Raw genomic sequence first — 15,504 nt, forward strand, 5'->3', positions numbered from 1 at the left:
GCCGTGGTCGACGTGACCGATCGTGCCCACGTTCACGTGCGGCTTGGTGCGGGTGAATTTACCTTTTGCCATTTTTCGACTCCGAAAAGAACGATTTCAACGTATGCAGATGGGATGCAAACCGGCCGTTGCAACCCTCAAAAAACTGGTGCCCTTTGCGGGAATCGGACCCGCGACCTCTCCCTTACCAAGGGAGTGCTCTACCACTGAGCCAAAAGGGCTTTTGCTAACCAATCGCTTCCGGCGCCGAACCGGGTCTCTGGAGCGGGAGACGGGAATCGAACCCGCGTCATCAGCTTGGAAGGCTGGGGTTCTACCATTGAACTACTCCCGCATCGAGGGCACTCCAAGGCACCCAAAGCGCTAGATCCAATCGCTCTTAGAAACCAAATTCATCGCTGGTGGAGAGGGCTGGATTCGAACCAGCGTACTCGTTAGAGGGCAGATTTACAGTCTGCTGCCATTAACCACTCGGCCACCTCTCCGGCGAACCTCGAAATATAGCACGATTTTGTGACTACGCAGAACCCGCCCCGAGAAGAAGCAGGAAACCGTTCGAGGCGAGAAACCTGCCGCATTATCCGCGAACTTCACCACCCTCTTCTTCGTGCGCGAGCCGCCAGGCACGCGCTTCGCCGAAGTGCCCACAGCCGATGAACGGCACGGGCGGCCGCAGCGCCGACAGCGGCGACGGGTGATTCGCCATCAGCACCTTATGCCGCCCAACGTCGATCAACGCGCGCTTAGATTGGGCATGTGCACCCCAAAGCATGAAAACGACGGGCTTGGGACCCGCCGAAACATGGCGGATCACGGCGTCGGTCAGCGCCTCCCAGCCGCGCCCGGCGTGGCTGGCCGGCTGCCCCTCTTCCACCGTCAGGCAGGTGTTGAGCAGCAGTACGCCGTGCGTAGCCCATTTCACGAGGCTGCCACCCGGGTCGGGAAAAGGCGGCGGTGGCGTGCCGAGGTCGCGCTGGAGTTCCTTGAAGATGTTGCGCAGCGACGGCGGCAGCGGCACGCCCGACGCGACCGAGAACGCCAGCCCCTCGGCTTGGCCGCGCCCGTGGTACGGGTCCTGCCCGAGGATGACGACGCGCACGTCCTCCGGCGGCGTGAGTTCGAGCGCCCGCAGCGGCTGCGGCGGAAAGATCACCGCGCCCGCATCGAGCCGCTCGCGCAGGAAGCTGCGCAGCTTCTGGCCGACGATGCCGCCGAAGAAATCGTCGACCAGCGGCTGCCAGCCCGGCGCGACGGGCCATTCGGCCGGATCGCCGCCGGACAGCTGATCGGGCCGGTTCATTGGAACAGTGCAGCGAGCGCCTCGCCGGGTTCCTTGGCACGCATGAAGGCCTCGCCGACGAGGAAGGCATGGACACCGGCCGCCCGCAGGGTGGCCACGTCCTCGCGCGTGGCGATGCCCGATTCGGTGACGGCCAGCCGGTCGGCCGGCAGCCCGGGCAGCAGGTCGATGGTGGCCTGGATCGACACTTCGAAATTGCGCAGGTTGCGGTTGTTCACGCCAATGAGCGGCGTCTTGAGCTTGAGCGCGCGCTCGAGCTCGGCCGCATCGTGCACCTCGACCAGCACCGCCATGCCGAGGCCCCGCGCAATGGCCTCGAAGTCGGTCATCTGCACGTCGTCGAGGCAGGCTGCGATCAACAGGATCGCATCGGCGCCGATCGCGCGCGATTCGTACACCTGGTAGGCGTCGACGATGAAGTCCTTGCGCAGCACCGGCAAGTCGCACGAGGCGCGGGCCTGCTTCAGGTAGTCGATGCCGCCCTGAAAGAACTGCCGGTCGGTCAGCACCGAGAGGCAGGCGGCGCGGATCTCGCCGTCGCCCTCGGCGTAACTCTGCGCGATGTCGGCCGGAATGAAGTCTTCGCGCAGCACGCCCTTGCTCGGGCTGGCCTTCTTGACCTCGGCGATCACGGCCGCCTGCCCCGCGGCGATCCTGGCGCGCAGCGCGCCTTCGAAATCGCGCGTCAGCACGCGGCTTTCGGCGTCGAAGCGCACGGCCTCGAGCGGGCTTCTCTTCTGGGCCGCGGCCACTTCCTGGTGCTTGACCGCAACGATCTTGTCGAGAATGTCGGACATGTTCTGTGTTCCTGCCTGTTGTTGCCGCGTCAGACCGCAGTCGAGATCCGGACCAACTCGTCGAGCTTGGCCCGCGCCTTGCCGGACACCACCGCTTCGCGCGCGCGCTCGATGCCCGCGGCCATTGAATCGGCCACGCCAGCTGCATACAGCGCCGCGCCGGCGTTGAGCAGCACGATATCGAGCGCCGGGCCCGCCTGGTTCTCGAGCACGCCGATCAGCATCGCCTTCGATTGCTCGGGCGTTTCCACGCGCAGCGCGCGGTTGCTCGACATCTGGAAGCCGAAGTCTTCGGGGTGCAGCTCGTATTCGCGGATCTCGCCGCCCTTGAGTTCGCCGACCATGGTCGCGGCGCCGAGCGAGATCTCGTCCATGCCGTCGCGGCCATAGACCACCATCGCATGCTCGGTGCCCAGGCGCTGCAGCGCCCGCACCTGGATGCCCACGAGGTCGGGGTGGAACACGCCCATCAGGATGTTCGGCGCGCCCGCCGGGTTGGTCAGCGGCCCGAGGATGTTGAAGATGGTCTTGATGCCGAGCTCCTTGCGCACCGGCGCGACGTTCTTCATCGCCGGATGGTGGTTGGGCGCGAACATGAAGCCGATGCCGCAGGCCTCGATGGAGCGCGCGATCTGCTCGGGCTGGAGGTTGATGTTGATGCCCAGCGACTCGAGCACGTCGGCGCTGCCCGACTTGCTCGACACGCTGCGCCCGCCGTGCTTGCTGACCTTGGCGCCCGCCGCGGCCGCAACGAACATCGAACACGTCGAGATGTTGAAGGTGTGCGAGCCGTCGCCGCCGGTGCCGACGATGTCGACCAGGTGCGTGGTGTCCTTCACCGGCACCTTCGTCGAGACTTCGCGCATCACCTGAGCCGCGGCGGTGATCTCGCCGATGGTTTCCTTCTTGACGCGCAGGCCCGTGACCAGCGCCGCCATCATCACCGGCGAGCATTCGCCGCTCATGATGAGCCGCACGATGTGCAGCATCTCGTCGTGGAACACCTCGCGGTGCTCGATGGTGCGCTGGAGCGCTTCCTGGGGGGTGATCATGAACAGTCTCCTCGATGTTTGTTGTCGTCAGGCGCCGACGCGGCTGGCCGGCGCGTCCGTGAAAGCGAGCTTGAGGCCGAAGCCGATGAACAGCGCGCCCGCGACCCGGTCGAGCCAGTGCATGCCCTTCTGCACGGCGCCGCGGCGTGCCATCCATCCCGCCGCGGCGGCCCAGCCGATGACGATCGGCGCCGAATTGAAGATGAACAGTACGCCGAGCAGCACGAAGGAAAGCGCCTTGTTCTCCGCGCCGGGCGCGATGAACTGCGGCACGAAGGCGAGGAAGAACAGCGCGACTTTCGGGTTCAGCACGTTGGTCCAGAAGCCGCCCAGAAAGATCTGCCGAAGGCTGCGTTCTGCGCCTGTAGAGGCGGCGGCGGGCACCTGGCCCAGTGCGGCGGGCGGCCTCGCGCGCGACAGCACCATGCGCACGCCGAGATAGAGCAGGTAGGCCGCGCCGGCGTACTTGAGCACCGTGAAAGCCGCCGCCGAGGTGGCGAGCAGCGTGCCGACGCCCACCGCCGCTGCGAACACATGCACGAAGCAGCCCGCCAGAATGCCGAGCCCGCCGACGATGCCAGCGCGCACGCCCGAACGCAGCGAGTGGCTCACGATGTAGAGCACGTCCGGCCCCGGCGTCAGGTTCAGCAGCCAGCCGGCGGCGATGAAGGCGAGCAGGTGGGGAAGATCGGGCATCGCTGGCTCCCGAGGATTCAGGCCTTGAAGAAACCGCGGATGGCGGCCACGGCGCGATCGACGCCGGCCGCATCGACGTCGAGGTGCGTCACGAAGCGCAGCCGGTAGAGCCCCGTCGCAAGGATGCCCTGGCTGTTGAGGTGCGCGAGCAGTTCGGCCGACCGTGCCTGGGCTGCGCCCGTGAGGTCGACGAAGACGATGTTGGTGTGCGGCGCTTCGACCTTGAGGCCCTCGATGCCTTCGAGCCCCTCGGCCAGGCGCCGCGCCAGTGCATGGTCGTCGGCGAGCCGGTCGACGTGATGGTCGAGCGCGTGCGATGCGGCGGCCGCGAGCAGCCCCGCCTGGCGCATGCCGCCGCCCGCCATCTTGCGGATGCGGTGCGCGCGCGCGATGAACGCGCGCGACCCCACCAGCGCCGACCCGACGGGTGCGCCCAGGCCCTTGCTGAAACAGACCGACACGCTGTCGAAGCACTGCGCGATGCGGCGGGCTTCGGCGCGGATGTCGCTGCGCCCGTGCTGCGCGGCCTGCGCCGTGGCGGCGTTGAAAAGCCGCGCGCCGTCGAGGTGCCGCTGCAGGCCCTTGTCTTTCGCGAGGTCGGTCGCGGCCTGCACGTAGTCGAACGGCAGCAGCTTGCCGCCCAGCGTGTTCTCCAGCGCCAGCAGGCGCGTGCGCGCGAAGTGCGCGTCGTCGGGCTTGATGGCGGCCTCGATCTGCGCGAGCGGCAGCGTGCCGTCGGGCGCATGGTCGAGCGGCTGCGGCTGCACGCTGCCGAACACCGCGGCGCCGCCGCCTTCCCAGCGGTAGCTGTGCGCCTGCTGGCCGACGATGTACTCGTCGCCCCGGCCGCAATGCGAAAGAATCGCGCAGAGGTTGCTCTGCGTGCCGGTCGGCACGAACAGCGCCGCCTCAAAACCCAGCAGCGCGGCGATCTTCTCCTGCAGCGCATTCATGCTCGGGTCGGTGCCGAACACGTCGTCGCCGAGCGGCGCCGCCAGCATCGCCTCGCGCATCGCCGGCGTGGGTTGCGTGACGGTGTCGCTGCGCAGGTCGACGACGGAGGAGCGGTCTGCTGTCATGGCGGTCGGTCAGTTCAGAAAGTTCTTGAGCATCGCGTGGCCATGCTCGGTGAGGATCGATTCGGGATGGAACTGCACGCCTTCGATGCGCACCTCATGCGCAAAGCCGGTGTGCCGCACGCCCATGATCTCGCCGTCATCGGTCCACGCAGTGACCGCCAGGGCCTTCGGGCAGCTGTCGCGCTCGATCGACAGCGAGTGGTACCGGTTGACGGTGAACTTCTCGGGCAGCCCCGCGAACACGCCTTCGCGCGTGGTCGTGATCTCGCTGGTCTTGCCGTGCATGAGCTGCTGCGCGCGCACGATCTTGCCGCCGAAGGCGGCGCCGATGGCCTGGTGGCCGAGGCACACGCCCAGGATCGGCAGCTTGCCCGCGAACTCGGTGATGGCCGCCACCGAAACGCCCGCCTCTGCCGGCGAGCACGGCCCGGGCGACACCACGAGCCGCGTCACGCCGGCGGCGATCAGTTCGCCGATCTGCGCGACGGTGATCTCGTCGTTGCGATGCACCTGCACGTCCGCACCCAGCTCGCCGAAGTACTGGACGATGTTGTAGGTGAAGCTGTCGTAGTTGTCGATCATCAGCAATTTCATGGCTTGCCCACAATCCTGTGCACGCCCTTGACGACGGGGAACACGTTGAAGTTGATCAGAAGGCCCAGCTTCAGGCCCGACAGGCGCAGCGCTGCAAGCACCTGCGCGCGATGCAGGTCGGTCAGCACGTCGACCGCCTTGAGCTCGACGATGACCGACTGCTCGATCACGAAGCCCGCGCGGTACACCTCGCCGAGCGAGCGGCCCTTGTAGCTCGCGGACAAGGCCACGTCGCGCGTGAAGCCGATCTCGCGCTCGGCCAGCTCGATGGCCAGCGCCGCGGCGTAGGCGCTCTCGTCGAGCCCCGTGCCGAGCACGCGCTGCACCTCGACGGCGGCGCCGATGATCTCGTGCGAAAAATCGTTCTGTGTATCGGGTGCGGAATTCATCGTAGTACCTCCGTGCTGCGCACTGCGGTGCGAGCTTGCTTGGGGCGGCCCGGCGCTGCGCTCATTCCAGGCCTTCCTCGACCAGTTCGGCCGCACGCAGCAGCGCGCGCGCCTTGGCTTCCGTTTCCTTCCATTCCAGCTCGGGCACCGAGTCGGCCACCACGCCGGCCGCGGCCTGCACGTGCAGCATCTGGTCCTTCACGATGCCGGTGCGGATCGCGATCGCCACGTCCATGTCGCCCGCATAGCTGATGTAGCCGCAGGCGCCGCCATAGAGGCCGCGCTTGGTCGGCTCGAGCTGGTCGATGAGTTCCATCGCATGCACCTTGGGCGCACCGGTCAATGTGCCCGCGGGGAACGTGGCCTTGAGCACGTCGATGGCGGTCATGCCGTCGGCCAGCGTGCCTTCGACGTTGCTCACGATGTGCATCACGTGGCTGTAGCGCTCGACCGCGAAGGCCTCGGTCACCTTCACGGTGCCGGTCTTCGCGATGCGGCCGATGTCGTTGCGCGCGAGGTCGATCAGCATGACGTGCTCGGCGCGCTCCTTCGGGTCGTTGATGAGCTCCTGCTCGGCGGCCTTGTCGAGTTCGAGCGAGGCGCCGCGCGGCCGCGTGCCGGCCAGCGGGCGGATGGTGATCTTCTGTTCGCCGTCGGCGGTGTTTTCCTGCCGCACCAGGATCTCGGGCGACGCGCCCACCACGTGGAAGTCGCCGAGGTCGTAGTAGTACATGTAGGGCGACGGATTGAGCGAGCGCAGCGCACGGTACAGCGACAGCGGCGACTCGGTGTAGCGCTTGCTGATGCGCTGGCCCACCTGAACCTGCATGAAGTCGCCTGCGGCGATCATTTCCTTCGCGCGCTCGACGGCCGCGAGGTAGTCGGCCTTGGCGAAGCTGCGTTCGGGCGGATGCGCCTGCGTCGGCTTCACGACCGGCGCGCTCACAGAGTACTTGAGCTTTTCCTTCAGCTCGCGCAGCCGGCGCTTGGCAGCGGCATAAGCCTCGGGCTGCCCCGGATCGGCATAGACGATCAGGTAGAGCTTGCCCGAGAGGTTGTCGATGACGGCCAGTTCCTCGCACTGCAGCAACAGGATGTCGGGGCAGCCGAGCGCGTCGGGCGGGCAGCTCTTCTCGAGCTTGCGTTCGATGTGGCGCACGGTGTCGTAGCCGAAGTAGCCCGCGAGCCCGCCGCAGAAGCGCGGCAGCCCCGGCCGGAGCGCCACCTTGAAGCGCTTCTGGTACTGCGCGACGAAGTCCAGCGGATTGCCGGCGGCCGTTTCGACCACGCGGCCGTCGGTGACCACTTCGGTCACGGCCTCGGCGCCGAAGCCGCTCGCGCGCAGCAGGGTGCGTGCCGGCAGGCCGATGAAGCTGTAGCGCCCGAAGCGCTCGCCGCCGACCACCGACTCGAGCAGGAAGCTGTGCTTGCCGCCGCCCTGGGAATGGGCCAGCTTGAGATAGAGGGACAGCGGGGTTTCGAGGTCGGCAAAGGCCTCGGCCATCAGCGGAATTCGGTTGTAGCCCTGGGCGCTGAGGCTCTTGAATTCAAGTTCGGTGATCACGGATTCGTTCTCCAGTTGCCGGCCGGCGCGCTCTCTCGGCCGGGGCAAGGTCATTCACATTCATGGCCTGGTGCTGTGCTGCACCGGAACCGCGGGCGCACGGCGTGCGCCGTGCCAATCAAACAGGCAGCGATGTATGGCGACGCCAGGGCCAGGCTCCCCGGCTGCCTTCACCTGATTGAATGACGTGATGAACGAACATGGAACGCGGAGTTTAGCCCACGAAAACGCCGCAACATGCAATGGCCCGCGATTTGAGGGTTCCCCCGAAGTTGCGCCGCTCAGCCCGCCGCGCGGCCGAGTTCGGCCAGCGAATCGACGAAGCCGTCGGCATCGACCGCGCGCACCGGTTCGCCATGGTTGTAGCCGTAGGTGACGAGCACCACGGGACAGCCGGCAGCACGGGCCGCCTTCGCGTCGTTGCTCGAGTCGCCGATCATCAGCGTGCGCGACGGCAGCGTGCCCAGCGCCTCGCAGGCCTTCAAGAGCGGCAGCGGATCGGGCTTCTTGCGCTCGAAGGCGTCGCCGCCGAAGGCGAATTCGAAGAACCCGTCGAGCCCCTTGGCGGCCAGCAAAGGTTTCGCGAACGCGCCCGGCTTGTTCGTGAGGCACACGAGGCGCAGCCCGCGCGCGCGCAGCGCTTCGAGGCCCTCGCGCACGCCCGGGTACAGCGACGAATGCTGCCCGTTGATGGCAAGGTAGTGGTGCTGGTAACGCGTCCAGGCGCGCTCGAACAGCGCCTGGGCGCGCGCATGCAGTGCGTCTGCGCCGTCGCCGGCGAAGGCGCTGCCTGGCATGGCCAGCACATGCGCGAGCGCGGAATGGATCAGATGCTCCGACCCCTTGCCGACCATGCGCTCGATCGCGGCCGGCGCGATGGGCGGCAGCGAAAGGTCTCCGAGCATGTGGTTGAGCGACACCGCGAAGTCGCCCAGGGTGTCGACCATCGTGCCGTCGAGATCGACGATGGCCGCGTCGAAGCGGGTGCAATCGAAGCGAAAGGAGTTCAAGACGTTTCAGCGGTTGCGAAAAGAGGCGCCATGCTACCCGCGGCGGCACGGCAACCCGGCCCCGCGCTCGGCCCGGACTACCCTCAGGCGGCAAGCACCTCGAGGTTGCCGGTGCCCGGCAACGCGCGCAGCGTGGCGGCCGTTCTCGCCGAATAGTCGCGGCTCAGCACCGTGCTGATCTCGACGTACTCACAGCGCGCTTCGCCCGGTTTCAGGGTCAGAATGGCATAGCCGCGCTTGCTGGTTTCGGCGTAGCGCAGGTCTTCGACCATGCGCAGGAAGCCGTCGGACAGCAGGTCGTTGGCAATCAGCGGCAACGCTCGCTCGAAGCCGGGCGACGACACCGACGACGTTCCGAATTCCACGCCCGCCCGCTGCCCCGAGGCATCGGTGAGGTTGCCGGCCCACGCGTTGTGCGTATCCCCTGCCAGAGAGACCAGGTTCTTGCCTTGATTGCGCGCCATGGCGAGCACGGTGTCGCGCGCGGCCGGGTAGCCGTCCCAAGCGTCCATGTTGTAGGGCACATTCTGCTGGGCGAGCAAGGCCCTCTGGCTGTCGCTGCGCTCTGAGTCCGGAAGCGCCTTTGCGGCTACGTAGGCGGCCAGCGTCTCGGCGTCGAAGTCGGTCGCAATGCTCAGGGGAATGGTCATGCGCATCATCAGCACCTGCTGGCCCAGCACCTGCCAGGTACCGGCCGACGCGGCCATGCGCGCAGACAGCCAATCCACCTGCGGCTGGCCCAGCAGTTGCCGCGTGGGGGCGTCCGCCTCGCCGGCCAGGTACTGGTCGATCGTGAGCTGCCGCTCGCGGCCGATCAGCCGGGTGTCGAGCATGTGCAGCGAAGCCAGCGTGCCGATGTCGAACGAGCGATAGATCAGCAGCGGATTCGCCGGGTCGGGCAGCCGCGTCGGCAACCACTCGTGGTAGGCCTGCACGGCCGCCGCGCGCCGCGCCGCAAAGCTGCCTTCGTCTGCTTCGTCGTGGTTGGCGGCGCCGCCCGACCACGCGTTGTCGGCCAAGTCGTGGTCGTCCCACACGGCAATCATGGGAAACCGCGCATGCAGCGCGCGCAGGTCGCCGTCGGTGCGGTATTGCGCATGGCGCTGGCGATAGTCCGCCAGCGTCAATAGCTCGTGGGCGGGTGCCGACTCGCGGTCGATGGCGATCGCAAGCTGCGACGCATACCCCACCGGGCCGTACTCGTAGATGTAGTCGCCCAGGTGCAGAACCACATCGATATCGGTGCGCTTGGCAATGCCGGCATAGACATTGAAATAGCCGCTCGGAAAGTTGGAGCAGGACACTACCGCCAACTTGGCCTGCGATACGCCACCCACCGGCAGCGTTCGGGTGCGGCCGATGGGTGAGCTCTCGCTGCCCACCAGGAAGCGATAGAAATAGGTGCTGGCCGGCTGGAGCCCGGAGGCGTCCACCTTGACCGTGTAGTCGCGCTCGGGTCCGGCGCTCAGCGCACCGCGCGCAACGATGACGCCGAAGCGCTCGTCGCTCGCAACTTGCCATTCGACGTTCAGGGTGCCCGGTGCGGGCGCCGTCACACGGGTCCAGAGCATCACCCGGTCCGACAGCGGGTCGCCGCTGGCGACGCCGTGCTTGAACACCGGGCCGGTGCTCTCCGGCGGACTGCCGCCGCCTCCGCCGATGCCCCCTCCGATGCCGCCGCCGCCACCACCACCACCACCGCCACAAGCGGTCAGGCTCACCCCGCTGGCGGAGAACATCGCGAACAGCACGGCGCTGCGTATGAGCGAGCGTCGGGTGGTGCCGGTCAGGACTTGCTGGGGATCTGTGCCGCCGCCGTCATCGGCAATCTGGATTGCCTCGTCGTTCTTCTTCTCTTTCCGAGCGCGCATGGCTGTCTCCTGATCCGCCGAGGGTGAGACGCACGGCACGCCTCGATCGCCGCCCGGCGGCGGCGCCACTGAAGGAGAAGACTTTGCTTTCGGCGTAGGTTTGTACCTATGCGCGTGTCAGCCGGTAGCCAAGCCGCTGGGCGTTGCTTGCCTACCGGCCTGCCTGCTTACTTACTTGCACGCAGCTCGTCGCGCAGCCGCTTGATCTCGTCGTGGTTGCGCTGGGCACCATCGGCATGCTGCTGGATCACCGCGCGCACGTCGGCGGGCAGGTCTTCCTTCAGGGCTTTGCGGTAGCGCGCCACTGCCGCGTCCTCGCCGCGTTCGCACTCCTCGAGCATCGAGAGCGCGCTGTTGGCACCCACCGAGCCCTTCACATGCACCCAGCCGCGGTGCATCGCGCCGCTCACCGTGCCGCCGTCGTCGGGCGAGCCGCCGAAGCGGCGGATGAGCTGGACCAGTTCGCCGGCCGCGCGCGCGCAGTCGGCCGACCGGTTCTGGAAGACCTGTTTGAGCTGCGGCGATTCGACCTCCTCGGCGCAGGCGCGGAAGCCGTATTCGCCGTCGCGCGAGTTCTCGAGCAGGTCGTTCAGCACCTCGACGACGTTTTCGGCGTTCGCGGTGTCGGCAGTGTTCGTGTAGTTGGCCATGTCTGGAAACTCCTTCATTCGTTGGCCTCGGGAAGACGAGGCAGTTGGGAAAAATTAAAAACTCCCGGCACTGCGCCTGCGCCGGGTCAGCCACCCATGGTGGCCGCATGCCCGAGCACCTATGTCGGCGTCGCCTGACGTCGGGTGTAAGCGTTCTTCGAGCAGCGCCGCACAGGCGCCGGCAGTCACTCGTCGCGCACGGGCTTTTCGGGCAATCCGGGCTGGCTGTACGGCGAACTGCCGTGGTTGTCGGTCTCGCCGACGCCCGCATCGCCCGGGCGGGGCGGCTTTTTCTGCGGCGTGATTGCGGGGCCGTTATTCGGCCCCACCGGGTCGTCGTTTTCGTTCTCGTTCTCCGCCGCGGTCTTGGCTTCGCGCTTCATGCTGCGCTGCGCGGGCATCTGCTCGCCATAGGCGGGGGCCGTGCCGGGCGCGCTACTGTGCGCCGTTGGGGTGGATCTGGTCACGCTCGATTCCTTTCGAAAAAACCACCGTGACCCCGGCAATGGCGCTCCGGCGTAGGAATGCGGCCCGTCTTCGGGGCATTCGAGTTCGCGCGCGGGCAGGCGCGCCACCGGCGCCGGAATGCTGTTCCTGCCTACAAGCGCATCGCCTGGATCGGCGACAAACACATCTGGCTTGCATATTTCCCTGTTTTCTTTCGAGGACCTCACCGATGGCCAACGAATTTTTCACACACTTTGGTGCCCGCAGCCTGCGCTACGGGCTGGCAGCCGCCGCGCTGGTGTCGCTGGGCGCCGCGGCCCAACCGGCGGGCAACCCCAAGGGCACCGTCACGCCGCCCAGCAGCGACGCGGAAAAGGCCCCCGCCACCCGCCCGCCCGAACAGGCCCGCGGTTCGATGGACCAGGGCAAGCTCGGCGCCGACAAGGGCCCGGCCAGCGCCCGCACGCGGACCTCCCGGCCGCCTTCGTCGGCCACCCCCGGCGGCATCGCGCCCTCGCGCGACGGCGATCCCAGCAAGCAGCAGCGCAGCGACGGCAGCAACCGCCATGCGCCCCCTGCTCCACAATGACCGGCACCGCCACCAAGGAACAAGGCCCATGACCACCTCCACCCCGCAGCAGATCGACGCCCGCATCGCTGGTCCGGTTGAATTCCGCGCCGGCGATGGCCCGGGACTGACGATCCCCGAGGGCGACTGCCAGGCGATGGTGGCCGACGACAGCGTCGTGCTCACCTGGTCGGAAGAGGGCCAATCGCTCACCGCGGCGATCCCGAAGATCGAATTCGACCGCTACATCAGTTCGGGCGCGATCGTGCTCGGACGGAGCTGAGAAGCCGCTCCTATTCCTCGCGCAGGCTGCTGGCGCGCGCGTCGAGCGCCTGCGCGTACGAGGCGGCTTCGCCCGGCGTCATCGCGCCTTCGAGCTCTGCCAGCTCGAGGCGCTCGAAGTCGTACGCGATCCACTCGAACAGGTGCGACTTCGGCATGTCGTCCAGGTTGTCGCTGTCGCTCCAGCCCTGCAGGCGCATCGGCGCGCTTTCGAGCAGCATGCGCAGGTAGAGCGCACGCGCCACCTTGATCTGCGCGATCTGGCCCGGGTCGTGGATCAGCAGCCGCAGGCCCGCTAGCGCCTGCTCGCAGCGCAGCACGCGGCAGTGCGCCTCGCGGCTCCCGCCCTCGGCGGCCGCGGGGTCCACCTGCGCGTTCCAGGCGCGATGAAACTCGCGCACGATGCGCGCATAGGCCAGTTGCTGCAGGCTCTGGAGCACACATTCCAGATGGGCTTGCATGGTGTTCCGCACCAGCGGCGCCTCAGCTGCGGTCGTCTTCGTCTTCGTCGGCGTCCACCGGATCGCCTTCGTCCGTGTCCGCCAGCTCGCCGGCCTCGGCCATGCTGTCGGGCAGGATGTCCGCATCGTCCTGCGGCGCGGGCGAATCGGCAGAGGCGCGCTCGCCCGTGCCGGCGGCGTCGGTGCTGCTGTCGTGCGCGACCGGGATCGCCCCCTCGGCCGCGTCGTCGGGAAGTGCGGTGCGTTCGCGCGCGATGCGCACGTCGCTTCCGCTGTCGCTGGTATCGCTCGGGCCCAGGCTGTCGATGTCGGTGCCCTTTGGTTCCTCTGGCGGACGCGCGCCGCCCAGGATGCTGCTCGTGGCCATGTCTTCCTTCGATGGGTTCGTTGAGAAGACTTCAGGCTGCGCACCGGCGGCGTGCGGCTGCGTAGGAAAGGCGCGCATCCGGGCCGCCGTCATCGGCCGAGATTGCGGTTTGGGCGCCGGACCGGACTCGGTGGCGCGGCTCAGGCCTGCGCTTCGGTGAGCGCCTGCGCGGCCACCACCGCCTCGGTGCGATTGCGCACGTTGAGCGCGCGGAAGATCGCTGCCAGATGGATCTTGACCGTGCCCTCGCTGATGCCGAGGCTGCGGCCGATGAGCTTGTTCGGCTTGCCCTGCGAGAGCAGCTGCAGCACCTCGACCTGCCGCTCGGTGAGCACGCTGCGCAGGTGCTCGAGCGTCTGCGAGGAGGAAGCAGCCGCGGTGCGCGGCTCGCCTGCCGCGTTGGGCGCCACGCCGGCCACGATGCCGGGCGGCAGCGCCGCCAGCATCATCTGCGGCACGTAGACGCCGCCCGCGAGCACCAGCCGCACCGCCGACAGCATCACCTCGGGCGAATAGGCCTTCGGGATGAAGCCGAGCACGCCGCGCTCGAGCGCGCTGCGCATGATGGCGGGGTCTTCATAGCCGGACAGCACGATGACCGGCACGGCCGGATGGCGGCGGCGGATCTCGTCGATGTGGGCCTGGCCGTCGGCCCCGGGCATGTTGAGGTCGATCACGGCCAGGTCGAGCTCGTCGGTCGCGCTCGCGAGCAGTTCGTCGACGCTCATCGCCAGGACGAACTCGATGCCGGGTTCGAGCTCGGCCAACTTGGCCTTGACCGCCTCGATGACGAGCCGGTGGTCGTCGGCGATCAAAATTTTCATGGCATGTCCCAGCGTGCGGTGAATTCAGCGGATGCCGAAGATACCGGCGAATGCCCCGCGCAGCAAGGCTGTACCGCTCCACGAACGGCATAGGCCCCAAGCGGTATGGCGCCGCTCTCGCCTCCTTTGGAAGAATCGGCGTTCATTCGAAGGGGACATGGGCATGTGCCACAGCAGCAGACGCCGGTGCAAGGCATCCCTCCCGATGCGGCCGCGGTGATCGGGCGCAGTTCATGGCCCGGTTGCTCGACTGCTTCTCCGCCTTCGTTTCCTTCGGCCTCGCCCTCGATGCATCGATCGCCGCCGGCCGCGCCGAGCCGTCGCGTGCGGCGGCCCGGCAGCAGGCCCATCGCCTGCTCGATGCGGCACGCGCCAGCGCGGTGGGCAAGCCGCAGCCGCAGATCGAATCGGCCGCCTTCGCGATGGTGGCATGGATCGACGAGATCCTGGCGCGGCACCCCGACGGCCTGGGCGCGGTACCGCTCCAGGTAGAGCTGTTCAATTCCAATAACGCCGCGAGCGAGTTCTTCCATCACCTTTCCGCACTCGGGCCCGATGACGACGAGCTGCGCGAGGTCTACTGGCATGCGCTGGTGCTCGGCTTCAAGGGCCAGTACTACTTCGAAAGCGGCGACCGCGGCGAACTCGGCAAGCTCAAGGACCTGCATGGCCGGCAGCTGCGGCACGGCCCGCTGGCGCTCGGCAGCCTGGTGCAGGACCGCATCACGCCCCAGCCCTACGGCGTGCCCGATCCGCGCGGCCCGCCGGACATGCGGCGGCGCGACCGGGCGCTGCTGCGCGCGAGCGGCGCGCTCGCGCTGCTGCTGCCGCTTGCCTACCTGCTTTGGTGGATGTGGCTCGCAGGGCCACCCGCGCGCGAGCCGGGGCTGGCCCAGCGCATCGAGCAGCACCTGCAAGGCTATGCCTGCGCCGACCTGGCGGCGAGCGCCGGCCCAAACGGCAGCCTGCGCGTGAGCGGCTTCGTCTCGCTGCCCGCGGACCTGGCGCGCATCGAACGCGAGGTGGCCGCGATGCCGGGTGCCGGCGCCGCCTCGTTCGACATCGCGTTGCGCGCCTGGCCGCAATGCGAGGTGTTCGCGATCCTCAAGCCCTACCAGCAGCGCAACCGCGACAAGGCCCACGGGCTGGGGGTGCAGTCGCCCACGGCCCACGCGCAGCGGCTGCGCGAAGGCGACGGCGTGCGTGTGGAGATCCGCGCGCCGAGCCACGACAGCTATGTGTGGGTCGACTACTACACCGCCGACGGGGCGGTGATGCACCTCAATGCCGGCCCGGCCGCCACGCGGCTGCGAGGGGGCGCGGGGCTGGTGCTCGGCACCGACATCCCGTCGAGCTGGCTCGTGGGCCCGCCGTTCGGCAGCGTGCTGGTCACCGTGATCTCGTCGCCCGCGCCGTTCCCCGAGACCGCCGATCGGCCGCCATTCGAACTGGCCTCGGACTACCTGTTGCGCCTGCGCGAAGCGCTCGCGGCCAACCGCGGCGGCGAGCGGCTGATCGCCGACCTGGCGGCGCTCCAGACCGTCGCGCGCTGA

General features: G+C 68.1%; 18 protein-coding genes, 3 tRNA genes and 1 pseudogene. 3 read left to right on the forward strand and 19 right to left on the reverse strand.

The window, feature by feature from the left end; translation table 11 throughout:
• The 16 genes and pseudogenes from AC3A6G_RS19680 to AC3A6G_RS19755 all read right to left on the reverse strand — a co-directional run.
• Positions 1 to 72, reverse strand: a pseudogene (locus AC3A6G_RS19680) (GTP-binding protein); the annotation flags it as partial.
• A gap of 74 nt (positions 73 to 146) precedes the next feature.
• Positions 147 to 221 (reverse strand) — tRNA-Thr (locus AC3A6G_RS19685).
• A gap of 39 nt (positions 222 to 260) precedes the next feature.
• Positions 261 to 334 (reverse strand) — tRNA-Gly (locus AC3A6G_RS19690).
• Positions 335 to 399: 65 nt separating this feature from the next.
• Positions 400 to 485 (reverse strand) — tRNA-Tyr (locus AC3A6G_RS19695).
• A 92-nt stretch (positions 486 to 577) separates the two neighbouring features.
• Entirely contained in the window at positions 578 to 1,300 is a 723-nt protein-coding gene (locus AC3A6G_RS19700) for a uracil-DNA glycosylase (RefSeq protein ID WP_487861382.1), read from the reverse strand.
• A complete protein-coding gene (gene trpC, locus AC3A6G_RS19705; protein WP_487861381.1) occupies positions 1,297 to 2,097 on the reverse strand; it encodes an indole-3-glycerol phosphate synthase TrpC in 801 nt (266 codons plus the stop codon). Before trpC ends, AC3A6G_RS19700 begins: the two co-directional genes overlap by 4 nt.
• Positions 2,098 to 2,126: 29 nt before the next feature.
• A complete protein-coding gene (gene trpD, locus AC3A6G_RS19710; protein ID WP_487861380.1) occupies positions 2,127 to 3,149 on the reverse strand; it encodes an anthranilate phosphoribosyltransferase in 1,023 nt (340 codons plus the stop codon).
• Positions 3,150 to 3,176: 27 nt separating this feature from the next.
• Positions 3,177 to 3,845: a LysE family translocator gene (locus AC3A6G_RS19715; RefSeq protein WP_487861379.1), complete on the reverse strand. Its 669-nt coding sequence runs from the start codon at positions 3,843 to 3,845 to the stop codon at positions 3,177 to 3,179.
• A 17-nt stretch (positions 3,846 to 3,862) separates the two neighbouring features.
• Positions 3,863 to 4,924: a low-specificity L-threonine aldolase gene (gene ltaE / locus AC3A6G_RS19720; protein ID WP_487861378.1), complete on the reverse strand. Its 1,062-nt coding sequence runs from the start codon at positions 4,922 to 4,924 to the stop codon at positions 3,863 to 3,865.
• A gap of 9 nt (positions 4,925 to 4,933) precedes the next feature.
• Positions 4,934 to 5,518 carry an aminodeoxychorismate/anthranilate synthase component II gene (locus AC3A6G_RS19725; protein ID WP_487861377.1) on the reverse strand — a complete coding sequence of 195 codons (585 nt, stop codon included), beginning with the start codon at positions 5,516 to 5,518 and terminating at the stop codon, positions 4,934 to 4,936.
• Positions 5,515 to 5,907, reverse strand: a complete 393-nt coding sequence (locus AC3A6G_RS19730) for a GxxExxY protein (RefSeq protein WP_487861376.1) — start codon at positions 5,905 to 5,907, stop codon at positions 5,515 to 5,517. Before AC3A6G_RS19730 ends, AC3A6G_RS19725 begins: the two co-directional genes overlap by 4 nt.
• 61 nt (positions 5,908 to 5,968) lie before the next feature.
• Positions 5,969 to 7,471 (reverse strand): anthranilate synthase component I, encoded by a 1,503-nt coding sequence (trpE, locus tag AC3A6G_RS19735; RefSeq protein WP_487861375.1) that lies wholly within the window; start codon positions 7,469 to 7,471, stop codon positions 5,969 to 5,971.
• A 281-nt stretch (positions 7,472 to 7,752) separates the two neighbouring features.
• Positions 7,753 to 8,481, reverse strand: coding sequence for a phosphoglycolate phosphatase (gene gph / locus AC3A6G_RS19740; RefSeq protein WP_487861374.1), 729 nt, complete (start codon positions 8,479 to 8,481; stop codon positions 7,753 to 7,755).
• 83 nt (positions 8,482 to 8,564) lie between these two features.
• Complete coding sequence (locus AC3A6G_RS19745; RefSeq protein ID WP_487874400.1) at positions 8,565 to 10,352, reverse strand: alkaline phosphatase D family protein; 1,788 nt, start codon at positions 10,350 to 10,352, stop codon at positions 8,565 to 8,567.
• Between the two features lie 167 nt (positions 10,353 to 10,519).
• Complete coding sequence (locus tag AC3A6G_RS19750) at positions 10,520 to 11,002, reverse strand: ferritin-like domain-containing protein (RefSeq protein ID WP_487861372.1); 483 nt, start codon at positions 11,000 to 11,002, stop codon at positions 10,520 to 10,522.
• Between the two features lie 185 nt (positions 11,003 to 11,187).
• Positions 11,188 to 11,469: a hypothetical protein gene (locus AC3A6G_RS19755; protein ID WP_487861371.1), complete on the reverse strand. Its 282-nt coding sequence runs from the start codon at positions 11,467 to 11,469 to the stop codon at positions 11,188 to 11,190.
• 209 nt (positions 11,470 to 11,678) lie between these two features.
• Between AC3A6G_RS19755 and AC3A6G_RS19760 the strand changes: the two genes are divergently transcribed.
• Positions 11,679 to 12,038, forward strand: a complete 360-nt coding sequence (locus tag AC3A6G_RS19760) for a translation initiation factor IF-2 (protein ID WP_487861370.1) — start codon at positions 11,679 to 11,681, stop codon at positions 12,036 to 12,038.
• Positions 12,039 to 12,066: 28 nt separating this feature from the next.
• On the forward strand, positions 12,067 to 12,300 hold the full coding sequence (locus AC3A6G_RS19765) for a hypothetical protein (RefSeq protein ID WP_487861369.1): 234 nt from the start codon (positions 12,067 to 12,069) through the stop codon (positions 12,298 to 12,300).
• 10 nt (positions 12,301 to 12,310) lie between these two features.
• On the opposite strand, the gene AC3A6G_RS19770 is transcribed toward AC3A6G_RS19765, so the two are convergent.
• The 3 genes from AC3A6G_RS19770 to AC3A6G_RS19780 all read right to left on the reverse strand — a co-directional run bounded on the left by AC3A6G_RS19770 (position 12,311) and on the right by AC3A6G_RS19780 (position 13,951).
• A complete protein-coding gene (locus tag AC3A6G_RS19770; RefSeq protein WP_487861368.1) occupies positions 12,311 to 12,760 on the reverse strand; it encodes a hypothetical protein in 450 nt (149 codons plus the stop codon).
• A gap of 22 nt (positions 12,761 to 12,782) precedes the next feature.
• Positions 12,783 to 13,127: a hypothetical protein gene (locus AC3A6G_RS19775; protein WP_487861367.1), complete on the reverse strand. Its 345-nt coding sequence runs from the start codon at positions 13,125 to 13,127 to the stop codon at positions 12,783 to 12,785.
• 140 nt (positions 13,128 to 13,267) lie between these two features.
• Positions 13,268 to 13,951, reverse strand: a complete 684-nt coding sequence (locus AC3A6G_RS19780; RefSeq protein WP_487861366.1) for a response regulator — start codon at positions 13,949 to 13,951, stop codon at positions 13,268 to 13,270.
• Positions 13,952 to 14,184: 233 nt separating this feature from the next.
• Between AC3A6G_RS19780 and AC3A6G_RS19785 the strand changes: the two genes are divergently transcribed.
• Positions 14,185 to 15,504 carry a DotU family type IV/VI secretion system protein gene (locus tag AC3A6G_RS19785; protein ID WP_487861365.1) on the forward strand — a complete coding sequence of 440 codons (1,320 nt, stop codon included), beginning with the start codon at positions 14,185 to 14,187 and terminating at the stop codon, positions 15,502 to 15,504.

This window comes from Variovorax sp. Soil_C_26 (genome assembly GCF_057657075.1).

What these genes read in the sequence shown, in the direction of transcription:
- AC3A6G_RS19700 (WP_487861382.1), bottom strand. Translation starts at nt 1,300, where the DNA reads ATGAACCGGCCCGATCAGCTGTCCGGCGGCGATCCGGCCGAATGGCCC.
- trpC (WP_487861381.1), bottom strand. Translation starts at nt 2,097, where the DNA reads ATGTCCGACATTCTCGACAAGATCGTTGCGGTCAAGCACCAGGAAGTG.
- trpD (WP_487861380.1), bottom strand. Translation starts at nt 3,149, where the DNA reads ATGATCACCCCCCAGGAAGCGCTCCAGCGCACCATCGAGCACCGCGAG.
- AC3A6G_RS19715 (WP_487861379.1), bottom strand. Translation starts at nt 3,845, where the DNA reads ATGCCCGATCTTCCCCACCTGCTCGCCTTCATCGCCGCCGGCTGGCTG.
- ltaE (WP_487861378.1), bottom strand. Translation starts at nt 4,924, where the DNA reads ATGACAGCAGACCGCTCCTCCGTCGTCGACCTGCGCAGCGACACCGTC.
- AC3A6G_RS19725 (WP_487861377.1), bottom strand. Translation starts at nt 5,518, where the DNA reads ATGAAATTGCTGATGATCGACAACTACGACAGCTTCACCTACAACATC.
- AC3A6G_RS19730 (WP_487861376.1), bottom strand. Translation starts at nt 5,907, where the DNA reads ATGAATTCCGCACCCGATACACAGAACGATTTTTCGCACGAGATCATC.
- AC3A6G_RS19745 (WP_487874400.1), bottom strand. Translation starts at nt 10,352, where the DNA reads ATGCGCGCTCGGAAAGAGAAGAAGAACGACGAGGCAATCCAGATTGCC.
- AC3A6G_RS19750 (WP_487861372.1), bottom strand. Translation starts at nt 11,002, where the DNA reads ATGGCCAACTACACGAACACTGCCGACACCGCGAACGCCGAAAACGTC.
- AC3A6G_RS19760 (WP_487861370.1), top strand. Translation starts at nt 11,679, where the DNA reads ATGGCCAACGAATTTTTCACACACTTTGGTGCCCGCAGCCTGCGCTAC.
- AC3A6G_RS19765 (WP_487861369.1), top strand. Translation starts at nt 12,067, where the DNA reads ATGACCACCTCCACCCCGCAGCAGATCGACGCCCGCATCGCTGGTCCG.
- AC3A6G_RS19770 (WP_487861368.1), bottom strand. Translation starts at nt 12,760, where the DNA reads ATGCAAGCCCATCTGGAATGTGTGCTCCAGAGCCTGCAGCAACTGGCC.
- AC3A6G_RS19775 (WP_487861367.1), bottom strand. Translation starts at nt 13,127, where the DNA reads ATGGCCACGAGCAGCATCCTGGGCGGCGCGCGTCCGCCAGAGGAACCA.
- AC3A6G_RS19780 (WP_487861366.1), bottom strand. Translation starts at nt 13,951, where the DNA reads ATGAAAATTTTGATCGCCGACGACCACCGGCTCGTCATCGAGGCGGTC.
- AC3A6G_RS19785 (WP_487861365.1), top strand. Translation starts at nt 14,185, where the DNA reads ATGGCCCGGTTGCTCGACTGCTTCTCCGCCTTCGTTTCCTTCGGCCTC.